The sequence below is a fragment of the Nocardia sp. NBC_00511 genome (assembly GCF_045161165.1).
Taxonomy (GTDB): domain Bacteria; phylum Actinomycetota; class Actinomycetes; order Mycobacteriales; family Mycobacteriaceae; genus Nocardia.
In genome coordinates, this window is sequence record NZ_CP107849.1 from 8,823,264 (window position 1) to 8,837,897 (window position 14,634).

Consider the following 14,634-nt stretch of genomic DNA (forward strand, 5'->3'; position numbering starts at 1 on the left):
ATGCAACCGTCCCCTCCGGCGATGACGAGAATCCGGCCGAACCCCCGCGGCTGGACCGGCCGCCGGAGGGGGCGGTGAGCACGACGAGGACCTTGGTTGACAAGCAGTACCCGACGCACATGGAGGTGGCCACTGAGTAACCCGATACCCGTCGCGCATCCCGAGACATGTTGGACGCGCGGTACAGCATCGGCCCACAGGGGCTGATGAGTCGTTCTCTTTTCGTATACGTGGATTCCAGGCCCCGGCGCACCCGCGCCGGGGCCTGCCGCCGTTGGAAAACCGTGAGAGGTGTTATGCGGCAACCGGATACGACACCCACCGGCGGGGCAGGCTACCTCGATGACGAGGACTTCCCCGCCTACAGCATGGCAAAACGACGATGTCGAGTGCGATCGGGCGGGTCGGGCCCGTGAAAGTTGTTAAGGATCTTGAAAGCTGGCCTGGATACTTTCGTATCGCGTCGGACGGAAGATGTTCGGCTACAACGGAAGTCGCTCCGGGATGCGGGATGCGATGCGGAGGGGACGATATGAAGAAGTCGCGTTTTTCCCGAGTGCGTCAGTCGGCGGACGGTTCGTGGGGGAGTCGGCAGCCGGTGCGGGTGCTCGCGACAGGGGCCGCGCTGGCCGCCGCGGCAATGGTGATCTGCGCGCCGTCGGCTTCGGCGGCGAGTATGACGCTGGTCAATGGGCTCGTTCAGGGCACGTGTCTGGATGCGCAGACGATGGACGGTGTCACATTGACGGGGGTCGCTCAGGTCATCACCTGCAACAGTGGGCCCGCGCAGCAGTGGATCAACGGATCCGCCAACAGCCTGCGAAACGGCCTCAACCCAGGTATGTGCCTCGACGCGCAGACAATGGACGGCATCTCCCTGACCGGAGTCGCTCAAGTCATCCCGTGCAACGGCGGCCTCGTGCAGGAGTGGTTCACCGGCCCCGGCAACACTTTCCACAATGGCCTCGACGGAGCGATGTGTCTGGACGGCCAAACCCTCGAGGGCAGCACCCTCACGAGCGTCGTTCAGGTCATCCCGTGCAACGGCGGACCCGCGCAGCAGTGGTGACGGCGGGCTGAACACTCGAACCAAATTCCTGTCTGGCCGCGAGACTCCAGGAACTCGAGGCCACCGAGGTGACAGCCCCGAACCCCGAGCTGATTGATCTCCTGCCGATTGGGTACACACCGGTGGAAGAAGTGCCGGAATCGCTGGCCCGCACCGTGTTCGAAGCCCTTCGACTGGAGGTCCTCTCCAACAAGACCCATCACCGGGTGACCTACCGGATCACGCTTGTCGGCCAGACCGCCGCCGTCACATATCGGGCAGCCAGGCAGGCGTCGGTGGCAACGCCCAATCGCATCGGCACCACCGGACGGGGTGGTGCCGGGCTGTCGCTTGCAGCAGAACGGGACCATCGTGGTCCCATCTGCGTGGCGCCCCCGGCAGGGCACGATATAGATGGGAACGGGACCGACCAGCATCTTCTCGCTGGGAGGCTGGTCATCGAAGCCGATTTCGTCCTGAGCAGTCGGCGCTAGGGTGCCTCGGTATTGATCTCCGTGCGGAAGCGTCGCGTATTCAGGTTCTGGGCGGCTGGTGTTGTCGCGATGCCTGCCATTTGGTGATCTCCCACAGCACCTCGGCTTGGCGTCGCGCCAGCGCTTCACCATCGGCGCCTTCGGCGATCACGATCTCGAACTCTGCACTCGGTGGTTGCTGTCGGTGGCCCCCGCGGCGTGGAGGATCCTGTGGTGCGTCATTGTCGGCCATTCCGAAGGGATGCCCACCGAGCATGATCAACGCACTGACATGCCGAGTGCAGAGAGTTCTACCCCCACACCCGGGTACAGCGAAACTGGATCACGTGCCCCCCGGGCAAGCCCGCGAGCATTTCGTCAGCTCAGTAGCTCCAGTAGGTGGAGGGTGGCGTCCAGGGCATGGTCCGTACTGTCGGTTGCGTCGTGCAGGTCCATGAGCACGGTGTCGAACAGTGTGCGGTCGGAGAGTTGGTGTACCGCTTCGGCTATGTCCTGCAGGGGTGTTCCGGCGGTGGCATTGATTCGGATGGTTGTCTCGATGGCGTTCGGGTCGCGATCGGCTGCTTCCGCGGCGCGGACGACGGTTTCGCGCTGCTGGAGGAGGTGGCCATATTGTTCCAGCGGGGTGGGGACGGGTAGCACCGGTAGCCAACCGTCTGCGCGTCGGCCGATGCGGGCGAGGCTTTGTGGGGTGGCGCCCGCGAGATGGATTGGCGGGCGCGGCGTCTGAACGCTCCAGATGGCTTCCAAAGCGTCCAGAGTCTCCTCGAGGCGCACGTCGCGTTCATGGAATGGAACCCCGGCCACCCGGTACGCCTCCGGTAACGAGCCGATTCCGAATCCGGCGGTCAATCGGCCTGCGCTCAGGACATCGACGGTGGTGAGCTGCTGTGCCAGCATGGCCGGCGGGTAGAGCGGAGCCACGAGGACATTGGTGCCCAGTCGTACACGTTCGGTGACGCCTGCGGCCACGGCCAGCAGGACGAGCGGATCCAGTAGTCGGTCGTCGACCCAAAGACTGTGTGCGCCTGCGGCTTCGAGCTCCCGTGCGAATCGGGCCACCGCGCCACCGGTGCGTGCCTGCCCTCCGAACTGCGGCAGTGCGAAACCGATCTGCATTCGTATTCTCCTGTGCTCAGGTGGTCAGGCCGCCGCGAATCAATTCCATGGGGCGGAATTGGTAGTGCCGCGGATCCAGGACGGCGATTGTGCCGACCAGTGCCAGCAGCCCGGTGGCGTCGATTCCGGTGCGAACGGCGCCGCTGTCCTGTGCGCGGTCGAGCAAACCGGTTGCCGCGACGGAGAGCGCGGCATACCAGCGCTCGAAGATCGGTCCCGGATGCTCCGGAGTGCACCCGGTGACCGCGAGTGCCAGTGGCGGTAGGGAACCCACATGATCGGCGAAGCTATCCAGCCAGGCGAACAACGCGGTCCCGGCATCCGGTGCGTCGAGTAGTTCTGTTGCGAGCCCGATCAATTCGTTGGCCTCGTCTTGATAGACGACCGCCAGCAGGTCGGGCCGGGCCGGGAAATTGCGGTAGAGCGTCGGGCTGCCCACTCCGGCGCGCCGCGCGACCTCGTCAAGGACAAGGTCGCTGCCGCGCTCGTCGATGAGTTGCCGAGCGGCGGACACGATGCGCGCGGCATTCCGGGCGCCGTCCGCGCGCCGCACCGGCATCAGTTCGAGCACGCCGCTCAGATTCCGTAGAGCCGAGCCTCGCTGCGGGCGTGGGCGCGGCGGCCGACGAGCCGCCACAATAGCCGCGCCGGCGCGGGCGCCTTGGCGAGGAACGCCTTTCGCTCCTCGGGAGTGGCGATGGCCAGCAGGGAGCTCAGCGCGGGCAGCAGGTCTTTCTTCTGTAGCTTCGCCAGCCCGCGTTCGCCAAGTTCATCCCATTCGGCGGCGGTGAGGTGCGCGGCGGCCAGCGGCAGGATCGTCTCTTCTTCCTCGGTCATGTGCGCATCCACCACCAATGCCAGCTCCTGGCATAATTCGGCAGCTTTCTCTCGTAGCCCGGGTTCGACATGGACGGCCAAATCATCCAGTGTCGCAGTAAGTTTCGCGGTGAGGACATCGAGCTGGTGATGCTGGTCCTCCATCCGCGAGATCGACTCGGGCAGCGGGATGACCCGTTCCTGCAATTTCGGCCACAGCAGGTCGTCCTCGCTGCCATGATGCGCCTCCAGTCCGGTCAGCACGAAGCGCAGATGGTCGATGACCAATCGGATTCGTGCCGTATCACCTTCTCGCAGTCCACGAATGAGCTCGGGCGCGTGTGTGAACTGGTGCCGGAAGTTGCGGTGTACCACGATCATGTCCTGCACGTCGGGCCTGAGATCGGCGACCGGGGGCATAGTTCTCTCCTCCTTGTCGGCGCGGGTGTTCGCGCTCGGTGAATGTCATGGTGCGGCGGACTGCTCAGCCGCCGATCAGTGCCGAATCAGTGCGGCCGGCGGGGCGGCCAGAAGAGATTGCCGCGGCGGCTGTGGTCGCGCAGGGCCGCGCTGCGCGCGGTGAGCACGGGATGGCTGAAGGTGAAGTTCACGAACAAGGTGAACACGCTGCGGTCATCGTGCGCGCGGTCGGTGAACGCGTTCACGTCAACGGCGCCGGGCCGGTGTGGTGCGTAGCGAAAGGCCGTGCGGAGGAGGGTAATCCATGGGTGCGTGTCGTCTAGGCATACACCCGTTGTGACGCTGGGGACCGAACATCAGGCCCCGATCAGCCCCCGATCAGGGTGGCGGCTGGTTCGTTCAGGTAGGCCGCGAACCTGGTCAGGAAGTCCGATACCGGGCCGAGGCTCATCCACGCGGCGCCCGCTCCGGCGTCGTTGCCTGCGGCGGGAAGGAGTTCGCGATAGGCGAGTTCGACCCAGTCCGCGCGGTCCAGGGCGATTCCGACTGTGCCGAGCAGTCCCATCTGGACCTCGAACATGTAATCGCGGCGAATGAGTTCGGCACGCTCAGCGACCGTGCGGGCTTCCTCGATACGGCCGGATTCGATCAGCGCCAGCGCGTATGCCCACGCCGTGAGTCCGAGAGCGTGTGTCTCCTCATGGAATTCGCGCAACTCCTCGACCATGTCCCCGGCTCTTCCCTGCGCCCAGAGCCGGGAGAATCGCGAGTAGGTCCGCAGTGAATGCACGATGCCCCAGAACCCGGCCTCGGCGAGCTGATCGGCGACGACCGCATAGGCGTGCTCCGACTCGGCGCGTCGTTCCTGCTTTTGCAGCCATAGCGCATCGAAGAGGTCGGCAAGCCGCACGCCCTGCGGCAGGTCGTAGCGAATGCACAGCTTGCGCAAGGCGTCTGCGTGTCCGGCCGCGACGTCGAAAGCCCCGGTGCCCGCGTGGCCGCACATGAGGAAGTAGCGGCCCAGGGCCTGCGCCATCCCCATCTCGTGCCGCTGCGCTACTGCCAGCAGTTCGGCGCCGATTTCGGCGCGCTCGGCGGAGAGCCCGGCGTGGTGGTATTCGCTGTGGAAGCGAGCGTTCAGTGCCTGCACGAGCTGTCTCGGATGGTTCAGGCGTCGCGCCATCTGTTCGGCGTCCGCGGCCAAGCGCGCTGCCTGATCGTCACCGCTGCCGAGGAGTTCGATCGACAGGTGGATCAGCACGGTGCAGCGGTCGTCGCTGTCACCCGGCGCCAGGCCGTCGAGCACCTGCTGTAGCAGTCGAACCACTGGTTCCGAGACACTGCCGTAGTCGCCGTCGGTCCAGAACATCGGGACCTCGAAGGCTGCGATCACTCGCGCCGCGAGCTCCGGGTCATGCAGTGCCACAGCCGATTCCAACGCCTGTATGCGATAGTCACGGGCTTCCATGGCCGCGCCGGACAGGGCGAGTGCGCGCGCGAGCCCGATGACGAGTTCGAGCCGACGCCGAGGGTCGCATCCGGGTGTCTGATCGGCGGCACCGAGGGCCGCCCGCCACCAGCGGATGGCATCGGAGTGCGCGAAACGGGTCTCGGCCAATTCCGCGGCAGCGCGGGCATACCGGGCTGCGGCGTCCGACCATTGGGTGCCGGCAGCCAGGTAGTGGTGGGCGAGCGCGGTGACGTTGTTCGGCCGGACGGCCTCGATGGCCTGTGCGGCCTGCGCGTGCCACCTGCTGCGGCGTATCCCGAAGATGGTGGTGTACAGGGTTTCTCGGATCAGCACGTGCGTGAATCGGAGGTCGCCGCTGGCTGTCTCCTCGAGCAGTCCGAGCAGCACCGCGGCCTCGAGTCCGTCGATGACGGCATCTTCGGATGTGCCCTCGGCCATGGCGGTGAGTACGTCGACGTCGATCTCGCGGCCGAGAATGGTGGCGCGGTGCAGTAGAACCTGGGTGTCCAGTGGCAGCAGCGCCGCCCGGCGCATGACGACATCGCGCACGCCCGTGGGTACTTTCGACAAGGCGCGGGTTCCCTCGGAGGCGAGCAGGCGGGCGGTCTCCTGGACGAAGAACGGATTGCCGGAGGTGCGTTCGGCAATCGCGTGCAGTGTCGTTTCGCCGACCTCGACACTGGTCGCGACGATCTGGGCGATCGCGTCGACGTCGAGACCGGTCAGCTCGAGTCGCACCGGGGCGCCGGGGGCAATACGCGCGATCGTTTCGGCGAGGGCCGGAGTGTCCTCCTGTGGTCGGTACGTGCCGACGAGCAGCACGGGAATATCGTTGCTTTCCTGAGCGATTCGGGCGAACAGCGTCAAAGATTCGGTATCGGCGCGGTGCAGATCGTCCAGCACGATCAACAGCGGATGGTGTGACGCCGCCGCGGCGATCTCGGCGGCGAGGGCGCGGTGCATGCGGAACCTTGCGGTGCCGGCGTCGCCGTCGGCAGTCGTGCCGTCGATCAGGGGAGCCAGTGCCCGCGCCGCGTCGGGAGCTAGCGCGAATCCGGCCCCAGTTAGGTCGTGCAGGATCTCGGCCCACGGCCAGCCGGGCGGAATGCCCTCGACTTCCGGGCAGCGGCCCCATACCGTGAGCCAGCCATCCGCGATGAGGCGCCGAGTCAGCTCGGTGGCCAGCGCCGTCTTCCCGCCACCTGGCTCGGCGGCGATCAATACGACCCGAAGCCGTCCCGCCGCAACCTCTTCCGCCGCGGACAGCAGTGTGGCGAGTTCCTCGTCGCGGCCGATCAGAGTCCCCGACTCGGCCTTCGGCTGCGTTGTCCGATCCGAAGTCGGCCTCGCAGTGGGGGACTGGTGGTCCGGTTCCGTCCGCACGGCCGTGCTCGACGCCAGATATAAGCCCGTGTCCGGCGCCAAATATGTTGCCTGTCCGAGGATGTCGGCTTCGAGCTGTTGAAGCCTGGGCCCCGGGTCGATACCCAGCTCATCGGCCAGCGTTCGGCGGGCTTGTCGCAGGGCGTCCAATGCCTCGGCCTGTCGCGCCGAGCGGTACAACCCGGTGGCGAGTAACCGCCAGCCTTCCTCGCGCATGGGGTAGTCGGCGGTGTACTCGCGCAGATCCGCGACGACCTCGGCGGCGCGGCCCAGCTGCAGCGCCAGTTCGGCGCGTCGTTCGACCGCGCGTGACCACAGTTCGGTCAGCCGGGTGATCTCGCCGCATACCCACGGGATGTCGGTCAGGCTCACGTACGGCAGCCCGCGCTTCCACAGCGCGAGCGCGGAGTCGAGCTGCGCCAGGGACTCGTGCGGGGCGTCGCCAGTGTCGTCGGCACCCCGTACGAGCTGTTCGAAACGCCAGGCGTCGACCGCGTCGTCGTCGATGCGTAGGGCATAGCCCGGTGGAATGCTCACCAGAATGCGGGCCGGTGTCCGCGGTGCCCGTTCGGGCTCGAGTATCCGCCGTAGATCAGCGACGAAGGTCTGCAGCGTTCCGAGCGCCTTGGTCGACGGTGCGTCCGGCCACATCTCACTGACCAGGACATCCACCGGAACTGCCCGCCCCCGCGCGATCAGCAACCGCGCCAGCACCTCCCGATGCCGGGGACGCATCTCCAGCGCACCCTCACCCCGCGTGACCTCGAACGTTCCCAACACCTTGAAGCGCAACATTTGCGCAACAGTTTACGGAGCGCTTCCTGGGAGCGTGAATCCGCGCTAGAAGGATCGAATCAATTCCAGGTCACGCTCGGGCTCGAGTAGTGGTCCACTCGGCCGTCGGACCAGTGCACCTGCATTTCGGCGTGGTAGCTGTGCCCGGCGGCCGGATTGGCCAGACCTCCCGGCGTATGCGATTGGAATCCGGTCCCGCAGGCGAACGGGGTGGTGAATACCGGCCAATCGCCGTCCATCAGCTGCAACACCAGGTTGCAGCGGTCGCCATCGGGGTAACTGGTGTAGCCCCAGTACTCGACCGTGCCCCGCGTCAGGTCGGTGTCGACGCAGACGCGCGCGATAGCCGGTCCGGCGCACTGTCCGGAGACGCCTCCCGAACCGGTACTGGGCACTGCCGTGGCGGATCCGGTGCCGACGATGCTCGTGAGCAGGCCGAGACCGGCGAACGTCGCGAGCATTCGGCGGCGAGGTGCGGAAGCCATTGGTGAAGGGGTGAAGCGCATTCTCATCTCCTGACGTCCCGGTCCGGGCGACCGGGACGCGGTCATCGTGGCCGCGTGCGATCAGGGGGCAATCAGCATCGAATCGTCCAGTGTGCAGGGAGCGGTGATCGGATGCTTACTCGCCGGTGATCACCGCCGGATGTCCTTGAACCAGCGGCCACTTCCCTGACCGATACGCCGACGGCTCAGCACGGCGGATTCCAACACGAAGGACCAAGAGATGAAAATCGGAATTGGACTCCCCAATCAGGTACGCGACCTACGTCCCACCGTAATCCCGGAATGGGCTGTGCGAGCCGAGGAGTCGGGCTTCGCGACCCTCGGCACAACCGGCCGCATTGCGTATCCGGGTGTCATGGATACGGTGGCTTTGGCCGCCGCGGCAGGCGCTACCACTCGCATCGGCCTGCTCAGCCACATACTGCTCGGCCCGGTGTGGCCGGCTACCTTGCTGGCCAAGGAGATCGCGGGCATCGATGGCATCTCGGGTGGCCGGCTCACACTGGGTCTCGGTGTCGGCACCGACGAGCGGGCGGATGACTTCGTGGCGGAGGGATGCGGCCACCGCGGGCGGGGGCGGCGGCTCGATGCCGACATCGAGGTGTACCGACGGGTGTGGCAGGGTCACGCGGTTGGCGGGGAGAACCCCGCGGTGCCGCAGGGAACCCGCGAGATCCCGTTGCTGTTCGGTGCTTTCGCACCGGCGGCCTACGCGCGTATGGCCCGCTCGGGACAGGGTTACATCGGCCCCGCCGCTCCCGCGCAGCTGGTCGCGGACTCCTTTGAGCAGGCCCGCAGGGCCTGGCAGGAAGCCGACCGCGACGGCGAGCCCCGGCTGGTCGGCGTGAGCTACTTCGCATTCGGTGATCCGGACGCAGGCCGCGCGAATGTCCGCGACTACTACGCGAGCCTCGATCCGCAGCGCGCCGACTTCATGGCCACCGGCGTCAACAGCACACCCGCGGCGCTGCGTGAAACCCTCCAGATCTACGCCGACCTCGGCGTCGACGAGCTGATCTTCAACCCGGGCACCGACCAGCTGGACGACGTGCGTCGCCTCGCCGAAGTGGTGCTGTAGGCCTGTTGCGGTGGTGATTTGGTCGGCGTTGCATCGCGACGCTGAAACGCTGGGTCAGCGCATCCGGGCGATATCGACCGGCGAGGTGAACGAATACTGATCGGACGGTGATCGGTGCTCGGTGCAATAGCGCCACGATGGCGCTGTATCAGGCGGCGCCACTGGACGAAGGACGACCATGCACTACGCCGAGCTACCCGAGCTACGAGCCGCTCGATCGCCCGATCTGCCCTGTATCGCCGACGACGACCGGGCCCTGGACAATGCCGAATTCCTCATCGAAACGCGCCGTGCCGCAGCCGTATTGGCTGCGCGAGGGGTCGGCGCGGGTGATGTGGTGGCTTTGATGCTGGGCAATCGAGTCGAGTTCGTGGTGCTGATGTTCGCCGCGTGGCGGCTCGGCGCCGCGGTCACCCCGATCAATCCGGCGCTGACCGCCGCCGAGGCCGAGTATCAGATCGCCGATTCGGGGGCTGCCGTGGTGGTCGTCGATGGGATCGCATTGGCTGCGCCGATTCTCGAGGTGGCCGAATTCGCCACGGCCGACGTCGAGTACATCGCCCCAGCGATGGAAGCGGAACTGGCATTGCTGATCTACACCAGCGGCACGACCGGAAAACCCAAGGGCGTCATGCTCGATCACGTCAATCTGATCGCTATGCACGTGATGGCGGACGGTTTCCTCAGCTTCGACGAGCGCGATCACGCACTGTTGATTCTGCCGCTGTTCCATGTCAACGGCATTGTTGTGAGCGTGTTGGCGCCGCTGCGGTCCGGTGGCAGAGTCACCATCCACGGCCGTTTCGAACCGCGAGGCTTCCTACGGGCGCTCGAGATCGTGCGCCCGACTTATTTCTCCGGGGTTCCGACCATCTTCGCCATGCTGGCGGCGCTACCGCCCGAGGTCACCGCAGACATCTCCTCGGTGCGGTTGGCGATATGTGGTGCCGCGCCCGCAGCCGCCGAGCTGCTGACTGGATTCGAGGCGCGGTTCGGCATCAAAATCTGTGAGGGATACGGGCTTTCGGAGACCACCTGCGGAGTGACGCTCAATCCGCCACAGGGCATCGGCAAGGCCGGCACCGTCGGACTGCCGTTTCCGGGACAGCGGGTCGCGATCTTGGGGCCGGACGACGCGCTGGCGGCCCGGGGCGAGCTCGGTGAAATCGCCGTCGCCGGACCGCATGTCATGCGCGGCTACCTGCATCGGCCCGACGAGACAGCACACGCGTTGCGAGGCGGCTGGCTGCACACCGGCGATATCGGCAGATTCGATGAGGACGGCTATCTGATCGTGGCTGGTCGGATCAAGGACATGATCATCCGAGGTGGTGAGAACATCTACCCCAAGGAGATCGAGGACATCCTCACTGCCCACCCGGCCGTCTACGAGGCGGCGGTTATCGGTGCACCGGATCCGAAATACGGTGAGATTCCCACGGCTTTCGTGGTGCTGAGACCGGGCGCGTGGACGACCGCGGCGGAGCTGATCGCACTCTGCGCGAGCAGCCTGGCCAAATACAAGCGACCCGACTTCATCGATCTGCTGGATGAACTGCCGCACAACGCAATCGGCAAGGTCGACAAGCTTGCGCTGCGGGCTCGCAGGTTCCCGGCCGACGCCGTGCGCACGCACTGAACAGTGTCCGCCGGTGTCGAGGAACGGCGCTTATCGGATGCGGACCGGATGCTGATCGGTGGGCGCTGTGCTGGGGCCATGCACGAAGTCGACACTCTCACCGAAATGCTCACCCAACGCGCCCGATCCCGGCCGGACACCCGGCTGCTGATCTTCCTGGATCGGCAGACAGGCTCCCCGACGCTGGCGGAACTGGATGCCGCGGCCCGGCTGGTCGCGAGCGCACTACGCGATCGCGCACCGCGCGGCAGCCGGGCGCTGCTGGTCTATCCGACCGGCCCGGAATTCGTGGCAGCGTTCTTCGGATGCCTGTACGCGGGCGTGATTCCGGTGCCGGCCCCACCGCCCGTGCCCGGGGTGATGGCCCAACGATTCGCCGCCATTGTCGCGGACTGCGCGCCGGAACTCGTACTGACAGTGGGGGAATGGCGACCTTTGCTGGAAGGGTCGGGACTCGCGTCCGTCACGACGGACGAACTGGGGGAGGACGACTATCCATCAATTCCGGCTCCGTACGTCCCTATGGAAATCCGGTCGTCTGATGTGGCCTACCTGCAATACACGAGCGGCACAACAGGATCTCCGCGCGGCGTGATGCACACCCACGCGAGCATTCTGGCCAACCTGCGCTTGTCCAGTGCCGATCACTCGATCACACCCGACGATCGCCTGGTGGGATGGTTGCCGCTGTTCCACGATCTCGGTCTGGTGAGCCAAGTCCTGCAACCGCTGTTCGACGGCTGCGAAGCCCTGCTGACGCAACCGCAGAACTTCGTCGCCGACCCCGCCGGATGGTTGCGGGTGGTGTCCGAACGCGCCGCCACGATGATCGCGCTGCCGGAATTCGGCTACCGGATGCTGTTGCGGCGCATACCGGCCGAGCAGCGCGGTGACATGCGGCTGGAGCAGCTGCGCCTGGCGCGGATCGCGGCCGAGGCCCTGGATCCGGCCACCATGCGTGCGTTCGTCGAGGGTTTCGCCGACGCGGGATTGCCCGTGGAGGTGCTCAATACCGGCTACGGGCTTGCGGAGGCGGTAGTGCACGTGTGCATCACGCCGCCGGGCGCATCACCGGTCGTCCTGCACGCGGACCGAAAGGGCCTGGCCCGCGGTGTATTACGGGAAGGCGGCGAGAACGCCGTGGCTGTGGTGTCCAGTGGTCGCCCCGGCCCCGGCGTCCCGGTGATGATCGCCGGTCTGGGAACCGCTACCCCGGTCGAGGACGGCCGGATCGGCCAGATCCTGCTGAGCGGACCGAGTGTCGCGCGGCGCTACTGGATCACGCCCGAGTCGCGATCGGACATGAATGGTCGCCGGTGGCGGCCGACCGGAAGCCTCGGTTTCGTGCTCGACGGTGTCCGCTGGCTGCCGACCGGGGATCTCGGCTGCTTGATCAACGGTGAACTGTTCGTGCTGGGCCGCATCGCGGATCTGCTTGTGCTGGAAGGACATTGGCATCTTCCGGCCGATGTGGAGCGGACGGCCGCCGCGGCGCATCCAGCGATCCGATCCCATGCCTGCGCGGTGTTCTCGCTTGCAGGCAACGCCGTACTGATGGCCGAAATCGCCGGTGACGCAGACGAAGACGAGGTGGCGGACGCCGTGCGGCGGGCCGTTGCGGCGGTGCACGACATCGCGCTCATCGATATCCAGTTCGTAGCGCATGGCGCTGTCCCGGTGACCACGAGCGGCAAGTTGCGTCGGGGCGCTTGCCGCGAGCTCTATCGGGCGGCGTTCAGCGCCAAGGCGGTATGACCATGAAATATCCCGATCTCGACGAGTTGTCGCAGCCGGTGCCCGGCGCGCGGCCCGAGACCTCGACTTCGTCTGATCACTTGCACCGGTGGGCATTACCGATCATCTGTCTCGCGCAGTTCATGGTCGTGCTGGACGTGGCCATCGTGAATATCGCGATTCCGTCGATCCAGCACGGGCTGGGATTCTCCGATTCCGGGCTGGCGTGGGTGGTGGATGCCTACACGCTGGTGTTCGGTGCGCTCCTGCTGGTAGGCGGCCGGGCCGCAGACCTCTTCGGCCGCCGCCGCATGTTCGTCCTCGGTATCACGGTATTCACTGTCGGATCGCTGGTCGCCGCGGTGGCGACGGTTCCCGCCGTGCTGCTCGTCGGCCGCATGGTGCAAGGCCTTGGCGCTGCCGCCGTCGCACCGGCGGCACTTTCCCTGGTGACGGTGCTCTACCCGGAGGGGCCGAGTCGGCAGCGCGCCATGACGCTGTATGCGGCGATGGCCGGGCTGGGAGCGATCGGCGGTGAGCTGCTCGGCGGGGTATTCACCGAATTCGGTTCGTGGCGATGGGTTTTCTTCGTCAATGTGCCCGTGGGAATCCTGCTGCTGATGGTGGCCCGACCGGTGCTGCCTGCCGCGAGGGGCGCGCGGTCTCGTGGACTGGACCTACCGGGCGCGGTGATCGGCACGGCGGCGCTGACCTGTCTGGTCTACGGGGCAATTCGCGCTGGAATGCACGGCTGGACGGAGCCGCTGACGGTGACGCTTCTTGCGGCGGCGGGCCTGCTGGCGCTCATCCTCCGTGCGGTCGAGAAGTATGCTGCCGCACCGATGTTGCCGCTCGGCCTGCTGTCGGATCGCGTGCGCGGCGCGGCGATCGTGACGATGGCGGCAAGCTACGGGTGCCTGTATCCGATCCTGTTCTTCGGCACCCGTCTCATGCAGGACGTGCGCGAATTCTCGGCACTGCAAACAGGTTTGGCGTTCCTGCCGTGCGGATTGGCCATGCTCGTGGCGGCGGGAATCGCCAAACAGCTGGTGGTGCGGACCGGTCCGCAGCCATTGATGGTCGGGGGCGCGGTCGGCTATCTGGGCGTCGCGATCTGGTTGGCGACACATGTGCGCGATTCCTACCTGATGTTGCTACCCGGATTGATCTTGCTCGGTTTCGCGGTCAGTTGCGTCACGGTCGGCGTCACGCTGTCGGCAATCGATGGAATACCCTCGGCCGCTTCGGGAGTCATGTCCGGGGTGCTCGGAACGGCACAGCAGGCGGGTGGCACGGTCGGGGTGGCGGCGCTGGTGACGATCGCAACGCAGGCCACCCGGCGGCGGTCGTCCGCTGATGCGGCGTCGCACGGTGCATTGCGGGAGGCACTGTCCCATGGCTTCGCGGTGGGATTCCTAGCCTGTGGCGGACTTGCCGTCGTCGCCATCCTGGCGGCCGCGGCGGCGTACCGGAGACGTTGAGGCGCGGTGATCGGACACTGATTCGTTGCTGACAGCGGATTGGTGTCCTTGCTCCGGAAGACGTACCCCTTCGAAAGGACATCACGATGGTTTACGCAGGCCCCGTCGGAGTTCGCGCCCCCTGGACCCAGCCCGAGACGCGCTACTACAGCGGCGGTTTCGAACAGGTGCTGTCGGAGCACGAGACTGCGAGCGCTCTCACCGTCATGCGCGCCAAGGCCACCCCGGAAGGTGCGCCACCGCTGCACTACCACACCCGGGAAGACGAGTTTTGGGTCATTCTCTCGGGCCGGGTCCGCTTCTGGATCGGCGGTTACTCCCTGCCGGAGTGCGTCATCACCGAGGCGGGTCCGGGCGCATTCGCCTACGGGCCGCGCAATATCCCGCACACCTTCCAGCCCATCACCGAGGAGGCCGAAATCCTGGTCGGCAATACGCCCGGTGCGATCGAAGGCTATTTCAAGGGCATCGGCGCCGCCGAGGCGCGAGAAGACGACAAGCACATGGACTTCCTCGAAAGCTACGGCGTCATCGTCGTCGGTCCGCCTCCGATCTGGTCCGACTGGAACTGACCTGTGCTCCGAGGAAACTCGGTGGACCAGGGGAAGGTAAGCGGCCCCGGCGATCTCGTCACGTGCGATGCGACCGGC

General features: G+C 66.4%; 13 protein-coding genes. 7 read left to right on the forward strand and 6 right to left on the reverse strand.

Annotated elements, in window-relative coordinates; genetic code table 11:
* The first annotated feature begins 598 nt into the window (after positions 1–598).
* Together OG300_RS41120 and OG300_RS41125 are read left to right on the forward strand one after the other, a co-directional pair.
* Positions 599–1,069, forward strand: a complete 471-nt coding sequence (locus tag OG300_RS41120; RefSeq protein WP_405490698.1) for a ricin-type beta-trefoil lectin domain protein — start codon at positions 599–601, stop codon at positions 1,067–1,069.
* A 68-nt stretch (positions 1,070–1,137) separates the two neighbouring features.
* Entirely contained in the window at positions 1,138–1,542 is a 405-nt protein-coding gene (locus OG300_RS41125) for a hypothetical protein (RefSeq protein ID WP_405490700.1), read from the forward strand.
* Positions 1,543–1,899: 357 nt separating this feature from the next.
* Here OG300_RS41125 and OG300_RS41130 read toward each other — a convergent pair whose 3' ends face one another.
* The 6 genes from OG300_RS41130 to OG300_RS41155 form a co-directional block, all read right to left on the reverse strand.
* Entirely contained in the window at positions 1,900–2,661 is a 762-nt protein-coding gene (locus tag OG300_RS41130) for an LLM class flavin-dependent oxidoreductase (protein ID WP_405490702.1), read from the reverse strand.
* A gap of 16 nt (positions 2,662–2,677) precedes the next feature.
* On the reverse strand, positions 2,678–3,232 hold the full coding sequence (locus OG300_RS41135; protein ID WP_405490704.1) for a TetR/AcrR family transcriptional regulator: 555 nt from the start codon (positions 3,230–3,232) through the stop codon (positions 2,678–2,680).
* A 5-nt stretch (positions 3,233–3,237) separates the two neighbouring features.
* A complete protein-coding gene (locus OG300_RS41140) occupies positions 3,238–3,897 on the reverse strand; it encodes a hemerythrin domain-containing protein (RefSeq protein WP_405490706.1) in 660 nt (219 codons plus the stop codon).
* Positions 3,898–3,983: 86 nt separating this feature from the next.
* Positions 3,984–4,142, reverse strand: coding sequence for a hypothetical protein (locus OG300_RS41145; RefSeq protein ID WP_405490708.1), 159 nt, complete (start codon positions 4,140–4,142; stop codon positions 3,984–3,986).
* Between the two features lie 122 nt (positions 4,143–4,264).
* Positions 4,265–7,546 (reverse strand): BTAD domain-containing putative transcriptional regulator, encoded by a 3,282-nt coding sequence (locus tag OG300_RS41150; protein WP_405490710.1) that lies wholly within the window; start codon positions 7,544–7,546, stop codon positions 4,265–4,267.
* A 59-nt stretch (positions 7,547–7,605) separates the two neighbouring features.
* Positions 7,606–8,031: a hypothetical protein gene (locus tag OG300_RS41155; RefSeq protein ID WP_405490712.1), complete on the reverse strand. Its 426-nt coding sequence runs from the start codon at positions 8,029–8,031 to the stop codon at positions 7,606–7,608.
* A 241-nt stretch (positions 8,032–8,272) separates the two neighbouring features.
* Between OG300_RS41155 and OG300_RS41160 the strand changes: the two genes are divergently transcribed.
* The 5 genes from OG300_RS41160 (at position 8,273) to OG300_RS41180 (ending at position 14,556) form a co-directional block, all read left to right on the forward strand.
* Positions 8,273–9,130, forward strand: a complete 858-nt coding sequence (locus OG300_RS41160) for an LLM class flavin-dependent oxidoreductase (RefSeq protein ID WP_405490714.1) — start codon at positions 8,273–8,275, stop codon at positions 9,128–9,130.
* Between the two features lie 178 nt (positions 9,131–9,308).
* A complete protein-coding gene (locus OG300_RS41165; protein ID WP_405490716.1) occupies positions 9,309–10,769 on the forward strand; it encodes a class I adenylate-forming enzyme family protein in 1,461 nt (486 codons plus the stop codon).
* A 78-nt stretch (positions 10,770–10,847) separates the two neighbouring features.
* Entirely contained in the window at positions 10,848–12,524 is a 1,677-nt protein-coding gene (locus tag OG300_RS41170; RefSeq protein WP_405490718.1) for an AMP-binding protein, read from the forward strand.
* A 2-nt stretch (positions 12,525–12,526) separates the two neighbouring features.
* Positions 12,527–13,984 carry an MFS transporter gene (locus OG300_RS41175; protein ID WP_405490720.1) on the forward strand — a complete coding sequence of 486 codons (1,458 nt, stop codon included), beginning with the start codon at positions 12,527–12,529 and terminating at the stop codon, positions 13,982–13,984.
* Positions 13,985–14,070: 86 nt separating this feature from the next.
* Positions 14,071–14,556, forward strand: a complete 486-nt coding sequence (locus OG300_RS41180) for a cupin domain-containing protein (protein ID WP_405490722.1) — start codon at positions 14,071–14,073, stop codon at positions 14,554–14,556.
* The last annotated feature ends 78 nt before the right edge of the window (positions 14,557–14,634 follow it).

Bases quoted from the DNA above. Each gene is read 5' to 3' on its own strand.
- OG300_RS41130 (WP_405490702.1), bottom strand. From the start codon at position 2,661: ATGCAGATCGGTTTCGCACTGCCGCAGTTCGGAGGGCAGGCACGCACC.
- OG300_RS41140 (WP_405490706.1), bottom strand. From the start codon at position 3,897: ATGCCCCCGGTCGCCGATCTCAGGCCCGACGTGCAGGACATGATCGTG.
- OG300_RS41150 (WP_405490710.1), bottom strand. From the start codon at position 7,546: ATGTTGCGCTTCAAGGTGTTGGGAACGTTCGAGGTCACGCGGGGTGAG.
- OG300_RS41155 (WP_405490712.1), bottom strand. From the start codon at position 8,031: ATGGCTTCCGCACCTCGCCGCCGAATGCTCGCGACGTTCGCCGGTCTC.
- OG300_RS41160 (WP_405490714.1), top strand. From the start codon at position 8,273: ATGAAAATCGGAATTGGACTCCCCAATCAGGTACGCGACCTACGTCCC.
- OG300_RS41165 (WP_405490716.1), top strand. From the start codon at position 9,309: ATGCACTACGCCGAGCTACCCGAGCTACGAGCCGCTCGATCGCCCGAT.
- OG300_RS41170 (WP_405490718.1), top strand. From the start codon at position 10,848: ATGCACGAAGTCGACACTCTCACCGAAATGCTCACCCAACGCGCCCGA.
- OG300_RS41175 (WP_405490720.1), top strand. From the start codon at position 12,527: ATGAAATATCCCGATCTCGACGAGTTGTCGCAGCCGGTGCCCGGCGCG.
- OG300_RS41180 (WP_405490722.1), top strand. From the start codon at position 14,071: ATGGTTTACGCAGGCCCCGTCGGAGTTCGCGCCCCCTGGACCCAGCCC.